Origin of the sequence: Brevundimonas sp., from assembly GCF_050729455.1 — a bacterium.
Classification (GTDB): domain Bacteria; phylum Pseudomonadota; class Alphaproteobacteria; order Caulobacterales; family Caulobacteraceae; genus Brevundimonas.
Map to the genome: position 1 here is coordinate 60,701 of NZ_JBOHLI010000005.1, position 17,181 is coordinate 77,881.

Genomic DNA, 17,181 nt, shown 5'->3' on the forward strand with positions numbered 1-17,181 from the left:
AAAGAGGATGACCGACATCACCGAAGGCCAGGCCGCCCCCGCGTTCGACCTCGCCACCGACGGCGACGGCCGCGTCACGCTGGAAGGGCTGAAAGGCCGCGCGGTCATCCTCTACTTCTACCCCAAGGCCGACACCCCCGGCTGCACGACCGAGGGGCTGGACTTCTCGGCCTTGGCCGACCAGTTCGCCACGGCGAACGCTGTCGTCATCGGCGTCTCGCGCGATGCGGTGAAGAAACTGGACCGCTTCAAGGCCAAGCATGACCTCAAGGTCGTTCTGGGCTCCGACGAGGACGGCGTGGTCTGCGAGGCTTACGGCGTCTGGGTCCAGAAGAAGCTCTACGGCCGCGAATACATGGGCGTCGAACGCGCCACCTTCCTGATCGACGGCGCGGGCCTGGTCCGCCGCGTCTGGCGCAACGTCAAGGTCAAGGGCCACGCCGAACAGGTGCTGGAAGCGGCTCAGTCACTCTGACGGGTGTATTGATCCGCGGAATGCTCTGAGGCCAAGCTTGCCTCCGTCGCCGACCTGACCCTAACTGCTGCTCAAGGGGCTATGAGTAGGATTAGGCCGGCCTTGCTGGCGAGATGCGGAGAGCACCATGTTCAACAAGAGCAAGCCTTACGACAACCCGTCCAGCGGCCTAGGCATCCCGCCCGCGCCGGAGCCGACGCCTGCCGCTACGCCCTCGCCCGCCGCCGCACAGCGCGCGCCTGAGCCGTCGCGGCCCGCCGCCCGTTCGTCCAGCCTGTCGACCCTGTCGGCCGGCGTGAAATATGAAGGCAACATCTCGGGTGCCGGAGAGCTTCAGGTCGATGGCTCGCTGAAGGGCGACATCCGCGTCGTGCGCGTCACCATCGGCGAAGGCGGCTCGGTCGAGGGCACGGTCCACGCCGATATTCTGGAGGTGCGCGGCCGCGTCTCGGGCGCCATCGTCGCCAAGCAGGTCAAGCTGTTCGCCACCGCCCGCATCGAGGGCGACATCACCCAGGAGCAGCTGTCGATCGAACAAGGCGCCTGGTTCCAGGGCCGCTGCACCCAGGCCAAGCGCGACACGCCGGGCGCCAACATGCTGGACGCCCCGGCTGAAAAGCCCGCCGCCGCCAACAAGCCGGACAAGGTCGAGGCCAAGCCCGCCGCCTGATCCGGCGCTTCGGACAAATGAAAAGGGGCGGCCCGCAGGCCGCCCCTTTTTTAGTTCCCGTCGCGCGTCTCGCCGACCCGGGCCGCCAGGGCTGCGCCCATGAAGGCGTCGAGATCGCCGTCCAGAACCCCTTGCGTGTCCGAGGTCTCGACCTCGGTGCGCAGGTCCTTGACCATCTGATAGGGCTGCAGGACGTAGGATCGGATCTGGTGTCCCCAGCCGATGTCGGTCTTGGCGTCGGCCAGGGCCTGAGCCGCCGCCTCACGCTTCTGCAGTTCCAGTTCGTACAGACGGGCGCGCAGCATCTTCCACGCCATGTCGCGGTTCTGGTGCTGCGAACGACCGGCCTGACAGGCGACCACGGTATTGGTCGGAATGTGCGTCAGGCGCACGGCCGAGTCCGTCTTGTTGATGTGCTGACCGCCAGCGCCGGAGGCGCGATAGGTGTCGGTCCGCACGTCGGACGGGTTGATATCGATCTCGATCGTATCATCCACGACCGGCGACACCCCGATGGAGGCGAAGCTGGTGTGGCGCTTGGCCGCCGCGTCATAGGGGCTGATGCGGACCAGACGGTGCACGCCCGATTCCGACTTCAGCCAGCCATAGGCGTTGGGCCCCTCGACCAGGATGGTGGCCGACTTGACCCCGGCCTGTTCGCCCTCTTCGTGGGCTTCGATCGTGACTACGTAGCCGTGGGCCTTGGCCCAGCGCGAATACATCCGCAGCAACATGCCGGCCCAGTCGTTGGACTCGGTACCGCCGGCGCCGGAGTTCACTTCCAGATAGGCGTCATTGCCGTCGGCCTCGCCGGACAACAGGGCTTCCAGTTCGGCGCGGGCGGCACGATCCTTGACGCCGCGCAGCTGTTCGCGGGCGTCTTCGAGGGTGGCCTCGTCGCCCTCCTCGTCGGCCATGTCGGCCAGCATGACGCCTTCTTCCAGATCATTCTCCAGCGCACGGACGCTGTTGATCTGGCCTTCCAGACGCGAACGATCGCGGCTGACGGCCTGAGCCTGTTCGGGGTTATCCCACAGGGTCGGATCCTCGACCCGAGCGTTCAGCTCATCCAGTTTTCGAAGCGAGACATCCCAGTCAAAGACGCCTCCTGAGCAGAGCGACGCTCTGCTCGATGTCGGCCTTCATGGCCTCAACATCCGGTCTCATCGCAAACTCCTGCGAACAAACGCCTTCCCTCAAACAGGGCCGCACCGCGTGCGGACCGATAGGGAAAGCAAGATGACAACGGCGCGCCTGCGGACAGGCGCGCCGGATTGATGGGCCTAACTAGAGGTTCAGTAGAGTCCGCTCAAGTCCTCGGCCGGCTCCTTCTTGGGCGGAGGCGGGGCGACGGCGGCGGGCGCGGCGGACGACGGGGCCTGGCCGGCGTCCTGTTCGCGGCGGATCACGTCGTTGTAGTTCTGCGGCCCCTGGGGCTGCGTCGGACGCGGCGCCTCCTCGCGAATCTGGCGTTCGGTGCCAGGGCGGAAGGCTTCCTCGATGCCGTTGACCGTGCGGAAGACGGCGTTCTTGGGTCGGACGAAGGGCCGCGCGGGGCGTTCTCGCAGCGCGACCTGCATGAAGTCGGTGAAGATCGGCACGGCGGTCGCCGCCCCGGCCTCGCCGCCGCCCAGCGAGCGGTTGTCGTCGAAGCCCACGAAGACGCCGACCACGATGTCGCTGGAGAAGCCCACGAACCAGGCCGAACGGTATTCATTGGTCGTCCCGGTCTTGCCGCCGACCCAGCGGCCCAGGCCGCGGGCGCTGGCGCCGGTGCCGCGCTGGATCACGCCCTCCAGCATGGAGCTGACCTGATAGGCGGTGATCGGGTCGATCACCTGAGTTCCGCGATCTGGCAAGCGCGGCGATTCCTGGCCGCTGAAGCCCCGGTTGCAGTCGCGGCACTGGCGGCGGTCAGCCCGGTGGATGGTCTGGCCGTTCCGGTCCTGAACCAGTTCAATCAGATAGGGATCAACCCGGCGCCCGCCGTTGACGAAGGCGGCGTAGGCGGCGGTCAGGCGGTAGGGGGTGGTCTCCCCCGCACCCAGCGACACCGACAGGTTCGGCTGCATATTGTCGGCCACGCCCATCTTCTTGGACAGGTCGACGACGTTCTTCATGCCGACCGCCTGGGCCAGACGCACGGTCATGACGTTGCGCGACAACTCCAGCCCGCGACGCAGGGTCTGGGGTCCGTAATATTGGCGGCTGTAGTTCTCGGGCGTCCAGCGGCCGCCGTTGGGGCCGCCGGCGAAGCTGATCGGGGCATCCAGCACGATCGACGCCGGGGTGAAGTCGCCTTCCAGCGCCGCCGCATAGACGAAGGGCTTGTAGGCCGAGCCCGGCTGGCGTTCAGCCTGGGTGGCCCGGTTGAAGCTGGACAGGGCGTAGGAATAGCCGCCGACCATGGCCAGGACCCGGCCCGACTGCGGCTCGATGGCCACCAGGGCGCCGTTCACCGCCGGCACCTGTTTCAAAGCGAACTGGCCGCCCTGCGGCTCGACGAAGATCAGGTCGCCGCGCTTCAGCGGGCGGTTGGCGTTGGCCCAGGCGGCGTCGGAGACGAGCAGCGAGCCCGTGCGGTCGTCCCTGGCGGTACGCACGCGCACATTGTTGCCACTGACGCTTTCGACGGCGGCCGCCTGCCAGGTGCGGCGCTCGGGCGGAGAGGCCCTTCTCAGCGCCGCGGCCTGCCAGCCCTCGGCGAAATCGGTCGTGCCCCAGGCGCCGCGCCAGCCGTGGCGACGGTCATAGTTCTCCAGCCCCTTCATCAGGGCGTCGCGCGCGGCGGACTGCAGCTTGGGGTCCAGCGTCGTGCGCATATAGTAGCCGCCGCGATTGACCTCTTCCTGACCGAACAGGCCGATGGCGCGACGGCGCGCCTCTTCGACGAAGAAATCGGCGTCGGCGTATTCAGCCCGACGCGGGGCGGCGCGGGTGTTCAACGGTCGGGCCAGAGCCGTCGCCAGATCTTCCTGCGACAGCCACTTGTTGTCCGCCATCTCGCCCAGAACCCAGTCACGACGGCCCTTGGCGGCCTCGGGATGGCGTTTCGGATTATAGTTGTTCGGCCCCTTGGGCAGAGCCGCCAGGAAGGCCGCTTCATCCGGCGTCAGCTGGCTCAGCGACTTGCCGAAATAGTTGTAGGCCGCCGAGGCCACGCCGTAGGAGCGATAGCCCAGATAGATCTCGTTCAGATACAGTTCGAGAATCTGTTCCTTGGTCAGCGTCGCTTCCAGACGGCTGGAAAGGATGGCCTCCTTCAGCTTGCGGTTCAGGCTGGATTCATTGGTCAGAAGGACGTTCTTGGCCACCTGCTGGGTGATGGTCGAGCCGCCTTCAAGGCGTCGCCCTGACAGGACGTTGAACACGTTCTTGAACATGGCCCGGCCGATGCCGGACACGTCGATGCCGCCGTGCTGGAAGAAATGGCTGTCTTCCGCCGCCAGGAAGGCGTGGATCACCTGTTCCGGCACCTGGTCATAGGTGACATAGATGCGACGCTCGTCCGAGAACTCGCCGATCAGGGTCCCGTCGCCGGCGAAAACGCGCGTCGCCGTCGCCGGACGATAGTCCGCCAGCTCGGATGCATCCGGCATGTCGTGCAGGACCCAGGCCGCATAGATGGCCACGACCAGCCCGGCCACGGCGATGCCGCCCAGCAAGGCGACGCCCGCCATCACGAACCAGCGTTCGGCTATCTTCACCGTGAACTCCGCAAGACGCGCCCCATGAGTTGTCGTTTATCGCGCGTCGGTCCCGCCGCAAAGCGGAACCGCAAACTCAGCCCTTGTCGCGCAGCAGGCGGGCCTTGTCGCGCTGCCAGTCACGCTCAGCCGAGGCCTCGCGCTTGTCGTGCAGCTTCTTGCCCTTGGCCAGAGCGATCTCGAGCTTGGCCTTGCCCTTTTCGTTCAGATACAGGCGCACCGGAATGATCGTCCGCCCATCGCGCTGGACGGCGCCGATCAGCTTGTCGATCTGCTTGCGGTGCAGCAGCAGCTTACGGTGGCGGCGCGGCTCGTGGTTGAAGCGGTTGGCCTGCTTGTAGGGCGGGATGTCCGAGTTGATCAGCACGATCTCGCGCCCCTCCACCGCCGCATAGCTTTCGGCGATATTGGCCCGACCGTCGCGCAGCGCCTTGATCTCGGTGCCCAGCAGCTGGATCCCGGCCTCGATGTAATCCTCGAGGAAATAGTCGAAGCGCGCGCGCCGGTTCTCGGCGATCACCTTCTTGGGCGCATCAGCAGACATCAGACGACCCCGGCTTCCACCATGGCCTGATCGATCTGCGGTTTGACGGAGTCGCGGGTCAGCGACAGCGGCAGGCGGACTTCCTCGCCGCACAGGCCCAGCTTGGCCAGGGCATACTTGGCCGGCGACGGCGAGTTGTCGAGGAACAGGGCCTTGTGCAGACCGATCAGACGATCCTGCCAGGCCCGAGCGGTGGCGTAGTCACCGGCGGCAACCGCGTCATACATGGCGACCATGGCTTCCGGCGCGACGTTCGAGGTGACCGAGATCACGCCCACGCCGCCGCTGGCGGCATAGCCCAGCCAGGTGGCGTCATCGCCGCTGATCAGATCGAACGGCCCGCTGATATGGCTGCGCATCCAGCTGACCCGTGAGATGTCGCTGGTGGCGTCCTTGATGCCGACGATGTTCGGATTGTTCGCCAGATGCGCGACCGCCTCATTCGACAGATCGACGCCGCAACGGCTCGGAACGTTGTAGAGCAGCATGGGGATCTGAACGGCGTCAGAGATCGCCTCGAAGTGGGCGATCATGCCTTCCTGCGAGGGCTTGTTGTAATAGGGCGTCACCACCAGGGTCGCATCCGCGCCGACCTGCTTGGCGAAGCTCGACAGCTCGATCGCTTCATGCGTGGCGTTCGACCCGGCGCCGGCGATCACGCGCACGCGCCCGGCGGCGATCTTCACGCACTGCTCGATGACGCGCTTGTGCTCGTCCATGCGAAGGGTGGCGCTTTCGCCGGTCGTGCCGACCGGGACGACGCCATGGACGCCAGCAGCGATCTGACGTTCCAGGAGTTTTTCAAAAGCCCCTTCGTCCACGTTTCCGTCACGAAGAGGTGTGATCAAGGCGGTGATCACGCCCTTGAACAAGGGGGCGGTCATTGAAACAAGTTACCTGCACGGAGTTTCGGACGGCACGCCGCCCTTTTGAAGAGGCAGGGAGCGTAGGTTGCTCGCCGCTCGGCCGCAACCAGTGATGAATGAGGATCGGACATCTGATGATCGCGACGACCGTGGCCGCAGCCCTGGCGATTCTGACTCCGCCGACCCAGGACGTGCTGAACAGCGCCCCCGCGCCCTACGCCGCCAGCCAGAACGGCGTCATCAGCGGTCAGGACATGGCTCTGTTCCAGCAGGGTCTGGCCGCCGCCCGCGCGCGCGACGTGGTCGTCACGCAATCGATCATGCGTCAGATTTCCGATCCCACGGCCAGGAAGCTGGTCGAGTGGGCCCTGGTCGACACCTCGGACAGGCAGCTTTCCTTCACCGACCTGGCCCGCGCCCAGACTGATCTGGCCCACTGGCCGCGCGATGATTCGCGCCGGGCGGCAGGCGAGCGCGCCCTCGACCTGGCCGGCGCCTCGCCCGACACGGTCCTCGCCTTCTTCAACGGTTCCGCACCGACAACCGCCGAAGGCGCCATCGTCCTGGCGGGCGCCCAGGAGCAGAAGGGCCAGCGCCGCGACGCCCAGGCGTTGATCCGCGACTGGTGGCGCACCCGATCCTTCGAGGAGGCCCAGCAGTCGCGGATCGCCGCCCGCTGGAGCGGCTGGCTCACGCCCGACGACCACGTCGCCCGCCTCGATATGCTGCTGCTCGGTCCGCACGGTCCGGCGACCCGCGCCATGACCTATATGGTCCCCGCCGACCGTCAGGCCGTCGCGAACGCCGTGATGGCCCTGCGCACCGCCTATTCGCCCGACGCCATCGTCGCGGGCCTGACGCCCGCCCAGGCCAATGACCCGGCCGTGGTGCTGGAACGGGTGCGCCTGCTGCGCTCGGCCGGTCGCCAATCCGAAGCCTTCCCCCTGCTGTCCGCCCTGCCCGCCGCGCCCTCGCACCAGGAAGGTCAGGACACGCTGTGGAGCGAACGACGCAACTACTTCCTGGACGCCCTGCAGCAGGGGAATCCCCGCGCCGCCTACGCCGCCATGAATGGCCACGGCTTCCCCTCGGGCGAGCGCAAGGTGGACGCGGAATTCTTCGCCGGCTGGGTCGCTCTGACCAAGCTGAACGATCCGGCGACGGCGGCCCAGCATTTCGAGACCCTGCGCAACGCCTCCTCGACCCCGATCACCCAGGGCCGCGCCCTCTACTGGCTGGGCCGCGCCGCCGAGGCGCGCGGCGACCGCGCCGGCGCCCAGCGCTGGTATCAGGCCGGCGCCGAACACTGGCAGACCTTCTATGGCCAGTTGGCCGCTGAAAAGGCCGGAGCCACCACCCTGACCCTGCCGGGTGAACCGGCCCCGACGCCCGAGGACGTCAACCGCTTCGAGGGCAATGAGGTCGTGCGCGCCACCCGGATCCTGGGCGCGGCGGGCGAAAGGACCCTGATGCGGGTCTTCGCCTACCACCTCGACGACACCCTGCCCTCGCCCTACGACCTGACCCAGTTGTTCGACCTGATGCAGGGCTATGGCGACCAGTTCGGCTCGATGATGGTTGGACGCGCCGCCAGCCAGCGCGGCTTCGTCATGCCCGAACGTATGTATCCCGTGCGGATGCCGCCGCCGACTTCCGGCGCGGCACCGCTGGAATTCACCCTGGCCATCACGCGTCAGGAATCCAGCTTCGACCCTCTGGCCCGCTCCGGCGCCGACGCGCGCGGCATGATGCAGCTCCTGCCCGCGACCGGCCAAGGCGTAGCCCGCCGCATGGGCATCGGCTTCTCGGCCGAGCAGTTGTGGGACCCGGACGCCAATATGCGGCTGGGCAGCTATCACCTGGGCGAGCTGATCAACAATTTCGGCGGTTCGCCGCTGCTGGCGACGGTTGGCTACAACGCCGGTCCTGCTCGTCCGCCGCAGTGGGTAGCCCGCTGCGGCGATCCGCGCAGCCAGCAGGTCGACCCCATCGACTTCATCGAATGCGCCCCCTTCACCGAGACGCGCAACTACATGATGCGGGTGATGGAGAATATGCAGGTCTATCGCGCCCGCCTGAACGGCGGCTCGGCCCCGCTGACGCCCTCCGCCGACCTGGCGCGCGGCACGCCGCCGTCAAGCGGTCCCCGCCCCTATCAGCCTTAAGCTAGGCGGCGGGCCGCCAACAGCGGCCCGTCTTCGGCCTCCACCCAGCGGCCCTCCAGATGGAAGGTCGAGCGCAGCACGGCGGGCGACAGGGCCTCGACCGGAGCGGCGTCCGCCTCCACGCGCCCCGCGTTCAGTACCAACACCCGATCCGCCATCCGCGCCGCCAGCGTCAGGTCGTGCAGGCTGACCAGCACCCCGCCGCCCGCATCGGCCCGCGCCCTCAACCGTTCCAGCACCAGAAGCTGCGCGTCCGGGTCCAGCCCGGCGATGGGCTCATCGGCCAGCAGCAGGGGCGCCTGAACCACCAGCGCCCGCGCCAGCAGCACCCGCGCCCGCTCGCCGCCCGACATCTCGGCCACGCCGCGTTCGGCCAGATGCCCGGCCCCGACCTCATCCAGCGCCGCCCGCGCCCGCTCCAGCGCCGCATCCCCCGACAGGAAGGGCGCGCCCAGCGCCGCGACTTCGACGGCCGGCAGGTTCCAGGCGATATGCCGTTCCTGCGGCAGATAGGCCGCCCGCGCGCCGCGCTCGCGCTCGGACAGCTTGTGCACGTCCTCGCCGCCCAGCCTTGCTGCCCCGCTGCGCAAGGGTGTCAAACCCAGCGCCGCGCGGATGGCACTGGACTTGCCCGCCCCGTTCGGCCCGCACAGGGCGACCAGCTCGCCCGCCGCGACCGACAGGCTGACCCCGCCCAGCACCGTGGCCGCGCCCATGCGCGCGACGACGCCGTCCAGTTCCAGCAAGGCGCTCACAGCCGCCACTCCCGCGCCGCGCGCCAGGCGATCAGGGCGAACAGAGGCGCTCCGACCAGGGCCGTGAAAACACCCAGCTTCAGTTCCTGATCGGTCGGCATCAGCCGCGCCGCCAGGTCGGCCAGCACCAACATCAGCCCCCCCGCCAGCGCCGAGGGCGCCAGCAGCCGTCCCGGATCGCCGCGCACCGCCGCCCGCACCAGATGCGGCGCCGCCAGACCGACGAAGCCGATCACCCCCGCCACGGCCACCGCCGCCCCCGCCGCGACCGCCGAGGCGATCAGCGCCAGCACCCGCATCCGCCCCATCGACAGGCCCGAGGCCCGCGCGGCCTCCTCGCCCAGGGTCAGCATCCGCAGCCCCGGCGACGCCCCCGCCGCAATGACAGCGGCCACGGCCAGAGCCGGCGTCACCCACGCCACATCGATCCAGCTGCGGTTCTGCACCGAGCCCAGCAGCCAGTTCATCACCTCGGCCGAGGCGATCGGCGACGGCGACAGGTTGAAGATCAGGGCCGTCAGCGCCCCCGCGAAACTCGACAGCGCCACCCCGAACAGGATCAGCGCCTCGGGCGCCCGCACCCGCGCGGCGATGGCGACCAGCAACAACCCGGCCAGCGCCGCCCCGATCAGAGCCGCGCTCTCGACCAGTCCGGGAATGGCCGCCGCGCCCAGCACGATGGCCCCCGCCGCGCCCAGCGCCGCCGTGGCCGACACGCCCAGCACGCCGGGATCGGCCAGCGGGTTCCGCAACAGGCCTTGCAGCACCGCCCCCGCTAGCCCCAGCGCCGCCCCGACCATCAGGGCGCAGACCGCGCGCGGCGCCCGCACCTGCCACAACACCTCGCCCGGCCCGGACGCCGGATCGGCCAGGGCCTGCGCATACTGAGCCGCCGACAGGACCGTCTCCCCGAACGCCACCGCCCCGACTAGCGCCAGCAGGATCGCCGCCGCCAATCCGAGGTTCAGGCTCAGATGTCTGTTCATCGCGCGGCCTCCGCCAACAGAACCGCCGCGTCGGCCGCGAACCAGGCAGGACAGCTCAGCGTCGCGGCCGGCAGGTCCGCCACCGTTCGCCCCTTGGCCGCCCGCGCCACCACCGGATGCCGCCCCGGCCCCCGCCAGTCCGCCCGCCATTGCTGGAAGAAGCCGCGCACGAACAGGGCCGGCGGGCTGAGGGCGATCTTCTCGATCCCCAGTGGCTGATAGCCCGGTCCGGTCACGCCGTTGCGGAACCCTGCCGCCTTCAGAATGGAATCGATCAGCGACCCCGATCCGGTCGTGTAGCCGCCCGGCGTGACATAGACGGCTTCCCGTCCGCGCCCCCCGCCCGCCGCCTGCGCCAGCCGACGATCCATATGGACGATCAGGGCCGCTCCACGCGCGTCCTGTCCCAGCCCCCGCGACACGGTCCTCAGATTCTCGCGGACCCCTTCCATGTCGGTCGCGTCATTGACGGTCAGAACCCGCGTGCCCCGCTTCTCCAGCGCGGCCAGCAGGCGCGGCTCGCCGCCCCAGTAGCGGACCACGACGTCGGGCTGAAAGCCGATGGCCGCCTCGAGCGTCGGTCGGACCCGAGGCCGTCCGCGCGCCGCCTGACGCATCCATGAATCGGGGTCGTCCGCCCGCGATGACAGGGCAAGCGTGGCCTCAGGCGCCAGGGCCAGGACATACTGATCGGCGCACTGATCCAGCGACAACACCCGCAGCGGGCTCGCCTCGGCCACGCCGGGCGACAGAAACAGGAGAGCCAGCAAGGCTCCGTGAACCGCCCTCACGACCTCAGCAGCCCCGCGAACAGGGCGTCCAGCATCGTCCGGGTCAACTCGTCCCGATCCGCCCATTCGAAATAGGGTTTGGTGATGATCAGAGAAACCACGCCGTGCCCCGCGGCCCATATGACCTGGGCGATAGTAGCCGGATCGCCCCGCATCCGACCGGCGGCCACGGCCTCTTCGACGACCGAAACGAACGCCCGGAACAGTTCGACGCCAGTCTCCTGGGCCACACTCTGCGCGCCCTCGCGAGCCTCGACCGGCCGGGTCAGATAGGTCAGCCGATAGGCGTTGGGGTTCTCGAAGCCGAAATGGACATAGGCCTCGATCATGCGCCGCAGTCGGGCCTCGGGCGGTTCGTCCGCGACCAGAATCTCGCGGTGAGAGACGATCAGAGCTTCGAACGCGCCGCGGCAAATCTCATGCAGCATCTCGCTCTTGTCGGCGAAGTGCATATAGAGGGCGGTCGACGACAGGCCGACCTCGTCGGCGATCTTGCGGATCGTCGCCCCCTCATAGCCATGCTCTACGAAGATGCGCTCCGCGGCGGTCAATATCTCGGCACGCCGAACGTGCCCCTCGCCCTTGGGCTTGCGGGCGGATCGCGGCGCGGGGATCAAAACACCGGACAATCCAGAACTCCGTGACTGGAAGAGGACTTGCATAGCCGCAATGCTCAGAATCGCCAATCGCTTGCCATTCAAAGAACCCTGGTTTTAAAAAGGTTAACAGCCGCAGGTCGGGGGGACCTGGATGCACGGACGCTTAGCGCAGACCTCGCCTGTCGACCTCGGCGCAAAGGCCGCGCGGGTCACTGCGACGCCCCGTCAAATGGCGGCGTTTCTTACTTTCATCGTCGGCCTCGTGGCGTCGACCGCGGTCTGGCCCAGCGTCAGCGCGGCCATATTGATCCTGATGCAGCTCGGCTTCCTGATCATCGTCGGGTGGCGGCTGCTGACGGTGATCGCGAGCCAGCGACCCGTCGCCCCTCCGCCGCCCGCGCCTCGCGCCTGGCCGCGCTATTCGGTCATAGTCGCCCTCCATGACGAAGCGCCGATCCTGCCTCATCTCGTCGAGCGTCTGGCAGGGCTGGACTATCCGACGTCTCTGCTAGACGGCTATCTGGTGCTCGAAGCGCACGACCAGGCCACCATCGACGCCGCCCGCGCGCTGGATCGCCCCGACTGGCTCCACATCCTGGTGATCCCGCCAGGCGTCCCAACGACCAAGCCGCGCGCGCTCAATCACGCCCTGGCCGTCGCCCGGGGCGATATCCTGACCGTTTATGACGCTGAGGACGATCCTGATCCCTTGCAGTTGCAGGAGGCGGCGGCCCGGTTCGCGGTCGAGGACGAGGATTTGGTCTGTCTGCAGGCGCCGCTCCGCATCCGCCGTCTGCACAAAGGGCGGGAGGCCTCGCCCTTCCTGGACCGCCATTTCGCCGCCGAGTATGCGGCCCTGTTCGAGATCACCCTGCCGGCGATGGCCCGGATGAGACTGCCGTTTCCGCTCGGCGGCACCAGCAATCATTTCCGGGTGTCCGCCCTGCGCGCCCTGGGCGGCTGGGACGCCTGGAACGTGACCGAGGACGCCGACCTGGGCTTTCGTATCTGGCGACGCGGCTGGCGGCTGGGGGTTCTCAGCCGCCCCACCTTCGAGACGCCGCCGGGCCGCCTGGTTCACTGGCTGCCCCAACGAACCCGCTGGCTGAAGGGCTATATGCAAACCCTGTCGGTCCACACCCGGTCCGCTTCCGGCATGGGGTGGCGGGGATGGAGCGCCATGACCCTCACCCTCGGCGCCGCGGTGGCGTCGGCCGCCCTGCACGCCATGTCCGTCGCCTGGATCGGCCTTTCCCTGTTGATAGCCCTTCTGGCGCGCCAGGCCCCGCAGACGCCCTGGCTGGGACTTGGCGTGCTTCTGACTGGGGCGGCCGCCGCCGTCCTGACAACCGCAATCGGCGCCCGGCGCGCCAATACGCCGTTCAGCGTCTGGGACTGGATCGCCGCCCCTGCCTATTGGTCGCTCCTCAGCCTAGCTTTCGTTCACGCCCTCATCCGGCTGATCGTGGAGCCTCACCGCTGGGACAAGACCCCCCATCGCCCCGACGTCGCGCCCGAAGTTTCGCTGTCGATCGGCAAGTCTGACTTCGCCGACGCTGGACGAGCGGCCGCCTGAGCGCCTATCAGCCCCGGATGGCTCCGGTTCTCTCCTCCTCGCCCGAAACCCTCGTCACGCGAGGCTGGTCGGACTACGCTCTGCTGGACAGCGGTCATGGCCGCAAGCTGGAGCGGTATGGCCGTTACACCGTCGTCCGGCCCGAGCCGCAGTGCTTCTGGGCGCCGCGTGATCCGGCAGCCTTCGAACAGGCCAACGCCGTCTTCGATCCGCAGCAGGAAGAAGAGGACGCCGGCCGCTGGCGCTTCGACGCCCACGGCCCCATCGACGCCTTTCCGCTGAAATGGCGCGACGTGCGCTTCATGGGCCGGTTCACGCCGTTCCGTCACCTGGCCTTCTTCCCCGAGCAGGCGGCCAACTGGGAATGGCTGGACGGGCGCATCCGCACCCTGAAACAGCCCAGGATCCTGAACCTGTTCGGCTACACTGGAGTGGCCAGCCTGGCCGCCGCCGCTGCGGGGGCGCACGTGACCCACGTGGACGCCTCCAAGAAGTCGGTCGCCTACGCCCGCGAGAACGCCGAGCTGTCCGGCCTGGCCGACCGCCCGGTCCGCTGGCTAGTCGAGGACGCCCGCAAGTTCGTCGCCCGCGAAGTGCGACGCGGCTCGAAATACGACGGCATCATCCTGGACCCTCCGAAATACGGGCGCGGCGCCAATGGCGAGGTCTGGCGTCTGTTCGAGGACATGCCGGGCCTGCTGAAGGACTGCGCCGCCCTGCTGTCCGACGACGCCTCCTTCCTGCTGCTGAACGCCTATGCCGCCCGGATCTCCGGCCTGTCGCTGGCCCACATGATGGCCGAGGCGACGCATGATCGCGGCGGCCGCATCGACTGGGGCGAACTGGCCCTGTCCGAGGACGGCCCTGACGCCCGCGCCATCGGCCTCAGCTTCTTCGCCAGGTGGAGCGCCTGATGTACGAGCGCGTCATCACCTCACTGACCAACGACACCATCAAGTCGGTCCGCGCCCTGCACATGCGCAAGGAACGCGACCTGACCGGCCGTTTCCTGGCCGAAGGCCTGAAATTCATCGGCGAGGCCCTGGATCAGGGCCGGGCCCCGGTCATGCTGCTGGTCGGCGACGAGGCCCGGCCTCACCCCTTGCTGGACCGCGCCAAGGCCGAGACGATCAAGGCTGGCGGCCAGATCATCGTCGTCACCCACGCCATCCTCGAAAAGATCAGCCGTCGCGACAATCCGCAGACAGTGCTGGGCGTGTTCGAGCAGGTCTATACTCCGCTGGACGCCATCCAGCCCGACGCCAAGCCCTGCTGGGTGGCGCTGGAGCAGGTGCGCGATCCGGGCAATCTGGGGACGATCATCCGCACGGCGGATTCCGCCGGTTGCGGCGGGGTCATCCTGATCGGCGACTGCGTCGATCCGTTTTCGGTCGAGGCGGTGCGCGCCACCATGGGTTCGGTCTTCGCCGTGACCATCAGCAAGGCGTCGCGCGAGGAATTCCTGGCCTGGCGCGCCAAATGGCCGGGCAGCGTGATCGGCACGCGTCTGGACGCTCGGCACGGCTATCGCGACAGCCCCGTGCGCCATCCGGCCCTGATCATGATGGGCAATGAACAGGCCGGGCTGACCGACGAACTGGCCGCCGCCTGCGACCTGAACGTCAAGATTCCCATGCGCGGCCGGGCCGACAGCCTGAACCTGGCCATCGCCACCGGCATTATGGTCTATGCCGTGACCGACGCGGCCTACGGCACGGACATCTAACGCTTACGCCTCGCCGTCCGTCTTGATCCTGTTCATGCCCAGCAGGGCCAGAATGGTCAGGACGGCGGCGACGGCCAGATAGGCGCCCACGGCCTGCAGGCCATAACGACCGGCCAGCCAGGTCGCCGCGAACGGCGCCAGAGACGCGCCCAGAATGCCCGCCAGATTGAAGGTCATCGACGCTCCGGTATAGCGCACCGCTGTCGGGAAGGGCCGCGCCAGGGCCGCGCCCAGCGGACCATAGGTGCAGCCCATCAGGCTGAAGCCGATGATGAAGAAGGCCACCACGCCAGCCAGCCCGCCGCTGCCGAACAGCGGGGCCAGCACCAGCCCGAACAGGGCGATGGCGATGGACGTGGCCAACAGGGTCCGCCCCTGCCCCCAGCGATCCGCCGCCAGCGCCGCCAGCGGAATGAACAGGCCGAAGAAGCAGACCCCCAACAACTGGATCGGCAAGAACTGCTCGCGGGTATAGCCCATCGCCGTCGTGCCCCAGCCCAGGGCGAAGACGGTCATCAGGTAGAAGAGGACGAAGGTCGCCATGCCCGCCAGCGTGCCGGTCAGCAGGGCGAACTTGTGCCGCGCCAGCAGGGTCAGGATCGGCGTCTCGACGCGCTCAGCCTTGTCGATGGTCTTCTTGAACTCCGGCGTCTCGGTGATGCGCAGCCGCACCCACAGGCCGACGAAGACCAGCAGCGAGCTGGCGATGAAGGGAATGCGCCAGCCCCAGGCCAGGAACTGTTCGTTCGGCAGCGTCGCCGTCAGGATGATGAAGCTCAGGGTCGACAGGATGAAGCCGATCGGCGCGCCCAGTTGCGGGAACATGCCGTACCAGGCCTTCTTGCCTGGCGGCGCGTTCTCAGTCGCCAGCAGCACCGCCCCGCCCCACTCGCCGCCCAGACCCAGACCCTGACCGAACCGGCACAGGGCCAGCAGCAGGGGCGCCAGCAGGCCGACGGATTGGTAGGTCGGCAGCAGACCGATGGCCACCGTCGACAGACCCATCGTCATCAGCGCCGCGACCAGGGTCGCCTTGCGCCCCACCTTGTCGCCGAAATGGCCGAAGACAACGGCGCCCACGGGCCGCGCAAAGAAGGCGATGGAGAAGGTGGCGAAGGACGCCAGCATGGCCGTCGTCGCGTCTTCGCCGGGGAAGAACAGGGCCGGAAAGACCAGCACCGCCGCCGTGGCGTAGATGTAGAAGTCGAAGAACTCGATCGTGGTGCCGATCAGGCTGGCGAACAGAATTCTCCGCTTTGAGGCGGAAGGCGGTGAGAGTGCAGCGTCGGCCACGCGAAATCCTTGCATTGATGCAAGGTCATTGCGGTGCGCCGCCGCTATACGTCAAGCGCTGGGCGTCAAGCCGAGCGTCAAGTTCCGCGCGGCTTGGCCCGGCTGGTGGCCTCGGCGTTGGCGGGGTCTTCCGGCCAGGGATGGCGCGGATAGCGGCCGCGCATCTCGCTGCGCACCGCCGCCCATGATCCGGCCCAGAACCCCGGCAGGTCCTTCGTCACCTGCACCGGCCGTCGCGCCGGCGACAGCAGGCTGAGCGTCAGCGGAATCCGCCCGCCGCCGACCGTCGGATGGGTCTTCACCCCGAACAACTCCTGCACCCGGATCTCGACGCGCGGCCCGCCCTCGGCGGCGTAGTCGATAGAGGCCGAACCCAGCGGCGTGGTCAGACGCGGCGGGGCCAGATCATCGAGCTTGCGTTGCAGATCCCACGGGATCAGGCCGCGCAGGGCCTCGGCCAGCTTGCCGTCGCCGATGTCGCCCAGCGACCGCGCCCCATCCAGCAGCGGCCACAGCCAGTCCTCGCGCAAGGCCAGCAGGCCTTCATCCGACACGTCGGGCCAGGTGGCGTCCAGTCCGTGCAGGAAGGCCAGTCGCGCCCGTAGCGCCCCCGCCTGCTCGCCCCAGTTCAGCGCCGACAGCCCGCCGGCCTCGATTTCGGATTTCAGCGCCGCCGTCATGGTCGCCCGGTCCGGCGCGCCGACGACCTTCTCGTCCAGCACCAGGGCGCCGATGCGCCGGATGCGGCGGATCACCGGCCTGCCCGACGGCTCGCGCGCCAGCCGGTCCTCGACCTCGATCCGGTGCGCCAGATCGGCCTCCAGCGTCACAGCGTCCAGCGCCGCCGCCAGCCGAATACGATCCCGCGCCTCGCCGCCGCCCAGTTCCGCCACCGCCAGCCAGGGCTCACGCGCCATATGCTCGGTGGGATCAAGGAAGGCCCCGCGCCCGGAGGCCAGCAGCACCTCGCCGGGCTTGCCTCGCGCCCGCGCGATCCGCTCGGGGAAGGCTTCGGCCAGCAGCAGGCC

Annotated in this window: 16 protein-coding genes; 6 read left to right on the forward strand and 10 right to left on the reverse strand. The window is 68.5% G+C overall.

Annotated features, from left to right (window positions below):
- Positions 1–7 precede the first annotated feature (7 nt).
- Positions 8–475, forward strand: a complete 468-nt coding sequence (gene bcp / locus ACREEF_RS02805; RefSeq protein ID WP_431564089.1) for a thioredoxin-dependent thiol peroxidase — start codon at positions 8–10, stop codon at positions 473–475.
- A gap of 127 nt (positions 476–602) precedes the next feature.
- The gene (locus ACREEF_RS02810) at positions 603–1,145 is read left to right on the forward strand and encodes a bactofilin family protein (protein WP_431564090.1); all 543 of its coding nucleotides are present in this window, start codon (positions 603–605) and stop codon (positions 1,143–1,145) included.
- 50 nt (positions 1,146–1,195) lie between these two features.
- Here the strand turns inward: ACREEF_RS02810 and prfB are convergent.
- From prfB to dapA, 4 genes are all read right to left on the reverse strand, one after another.
- A protein-coding gene (gene prfB, locus ACREEF_RS02815; RefSeq protein ID WP_431564091.1) for a peptide chain release factor 2 occupies positions 1,196–2,312 on the reverse strand; the annotation gives its coding sequence in 2 pieces (ribosomal slippage) (positions 1,196–2,242 and positions 2,244–2,312; 1,116 coding nt in all).
- A 128-nt stretch (positions 2,313–2,440) separates the two neighbouring features.
- Positions 2,441–4,825, reverse strand: coding sequence for a penicillin-binding protein 1A (locus ACREEF_RS02820; protein WP_431564107.1), 2,385 nt, complete (start codon positions 4,823–4,825; stop codon positions 2,441–2,443).
- A gap of 103 nt (positions 4,826–4,928) precedes the next feature.
- On the reverse strand, positions 4,929–5,396 hold the full coding sequence (gene smpB, locus ACREEF_RS02825; RefSeq protein WP_431564092.1) for an SsrA-binding protein SmpB: 468 nt from the start codon (positions 5,394–5,396) through the stop codon (positions 4,929–4,931).
- Positions 5,396–6,280, reverse strand: coding sequence for a 4-hydroxy-tetrahydrodipicolinate synthase (gene dapA / locus ACREEF_RS02830; protein WP_431564093.1), 885 nt, complete (start codon positions 6,278–6,280; stop codon positions 5,396–5,398). Before dapA ends, smpB begins: the two co-directional genes overlap by 1 nt.
- Positions 6,281–6,396: 116 nt before the next feature.
- Here dapA and ACREEF_RS02835 point away from each other — a divergent pair, with 116 nt between their 5' ends.
- Complete coding sequence (locus ACREEF_RS02835) at positions 6,397–8,427, forward strand: transglycosylase SLT domain-containing protein (RefSeq protein WP_431564094.1); 2,031 nt, start codon at positions 6,397–6,399, stop codon at positions 8,425–8,427.
- Here the strand turns inward: ACREEF_RS02835 and ACREEF_RS02840 are convergent.
- The 4 genes from ACREEF_RS02840 to ACREEF_RS02855 are packed head-to-tail and all read right to left on the reverse strand — an operon-like array spanning position 8,424 to position 11,588.
- Entirely contained in the window at positions 8,424–9,182 is a 759-nt protein-coding gene (locus ACREEF_RS02840) for an ABC transporter ATP-binding protein (protein ID WP_431564095.1), read from the reverse strand. The two genes, ACREEF_RS02835 and ACREEF_RS02840, sit on opposite strands and share 4 nt — an antisense overlap.
- Positions 9,179–10,168, reverse strand: coding sequence for a FecCD family ABC transporter permease (locus tag ACREEF_RS02845; RefSeq protein WP_431564096.1), 990 nt, complete (start codon positions 10,166–10,168; stop codon positions 9,179–9,181). The genes ACREEF_RS02840 and ACREEF_RS02845 overlap by 4 nt, the downstream gene beginning before the upstream one ends.
- Positions 10,165–10,938, reverse strand: coding sequence for an ABC transporter substrate-binding protein (locus ACREEF_RS02850; RefSeq protein ID WP_431564097.1), 774 nt, complete (start codon positions 10,936–10,938; stop codon positions 10,165–10,167). Before ACREEF_RS02850 ends, ACREEF_RS02845 begins: the two co-directional genes overlap by 4 nt.
- 17 nt (positions 10,939–10,955) lie before the next feature.
- Positions 10,956–11,588, reverse strand: a complete 633-nt coding sequence (locus tag ACREEF_RS02855) for a TetR/AcrR family transcriptional regulator (protein ID WP_431564098.1) — start codon at positions 11,586–11,588, stop codon at positions 10,956–10,958.
- 199 nt (positions 11,589–11,787) lie between these two features.
- Between ACREEF_RS02855 and ACREEF_RS02860 the strand changes: the two genes are divergently transcribed.
- The 3 genes from ACREEF_RS02860 to ACREEF_RS02870 are packed head-to-tail and all read left to right on the forward strand — an operon-like array spanning position 11,788 to position 14,860.
- Positions 11,788–13,134, forward strand: a complete 1,347-nt coding sequence (locus tag ACREEF_RS02860) for a glycosyltransferase (RefSeq protein WP_431564099.1) — start codon at positions 11,788–11,790, stop codon at positions 13,132–13,134.
- 17 nt (positions 13,135–13,151) lie between these two features.
- A complete protein-coding gene (locus ACREEF_RS02865) occupies positions 13,152–14,048 on the forward strand; it encodes a class I SAM-dependent methyltransferase (RefSeq protein ID WP_431564100.1) in 897 nt (298 codons plus the stop codon).
- Positions 14,048–14,860: a TrmH family RNA methyltransferase gene (locus tag ACREEF_RS02870; RefSeq protein WP_431564101.1), complete on the forward strand. Its 813-nt coding sequence runs from the start codon at positions 14,048–14,050 to the stop codon at positions 14,858–14,860. Before ACREEF_RS02865 ends, ACREEF_RS02870 begins: the two co-directional genes overlap by 1 nt.
- Positions 14,861–14,863: 3 nt before the next feature.
- Here ACREEF_RS02870 and ACREEF_RS02875 read toward each other — a convergent pair whose 3' ends face one another.
- Both ACREEF_RS02875 and ACREEF_RS02880 read right to left on the reverse strand, forming a co-directional pair.
- A complete protein-coding gene (locus tag ACREEF_RS02875) occupies positions 14,864–16,153 on the reverse strand; it encodes an MFS transporter (RefSeq protein WP_431564102.1) in 1,290 nt (429 codons plus the stop codon).
- A gap of 77 nt (positions 16,154–16,230) precedes the next feature.
- Positions 16,231–17,181 (reverse strand): ATP-dependent helicase C-terminal domain-containing protein (locus ACREEF_RS02880; RefSeq protein ID WP_431564103.1); only part of this gene is annotated, 951 nt, incomplete at its 5' end.

Excerpts from the sequence above, each read along its gene's own strand:
- bcp (WP_431564089.1), top strand. The coding sequence starts at position 8 with ATGACCGACATCACCGAAGGCCAGGCCGCCCCCGCGTTCGACCTCGCC.
- ACREEF_RS02810 (WP_431564090.1), top strand. The coding sequence starts at position 603 with ATGTTCAACAAGAGCAAGCCTTACGACAACCCGTCCAGCGGCCTAGGC.
- ACREEF_RS02820 (WP_431564107.1), bottom strand. The coding sequence starts at position 4,825 with ATGGCGGGCGTCGCCTTGCTGGGCGGCATCGCCGTGGCCGGGCTGGTC.
- smpB (WP_431564092.1), bottom strand. The coding sequence starts at position 5,396 with ATGTCTGCTGATGCGCCCAAGAAGGTGATCGCCGAGAACCGGCGCGCG.
- dapA (WP_431564093.1), bottom strand. The coding sequence starts at position 6,280 with ATGACCGCCCCCTTGTTCAAGGGCGTGATCACCGCCTTGATCACACCT.
- ACREEF_RS02835 (WP_431564094.1), top strand. The coding sequence starts at position 6,397 with ATGATCGCGACGACCGTGGCCGCAGCCCTGGCGATTCTGACTCCGCCG.
- ACREEF_RS02845 (WP_431564096.1), bottom strand. The coding sequence starts at position 10,168 with ATGAACAGACATCTGAGCCTGAACCTCGGATTGGCGGCGGCGATCCTG.
- ACREEF_RS02860 (WP_431564099.1), top strand. The coding sequence starts at position 11,788 with ATGGCGGCGTTTCTTACTTTCATCGTCGGCCTCGTGGCGTCGACCGCG.
- ACREEF_RS02865 (WP_431564100.1), top strand. The coding sequence starts at position 13,152 with ATGGCTCCGGTTCTCTCCTCCTCGCCCGAAACCCTCGTCACGCGAGGC.
- ACREEF_RS02870 (WP_431564101.1), top strand. The coding sequence starts at position 14,048 with ATGTACGAGCGCGTCATCACCTCACTGACCAACGACACCATCAAGTCG.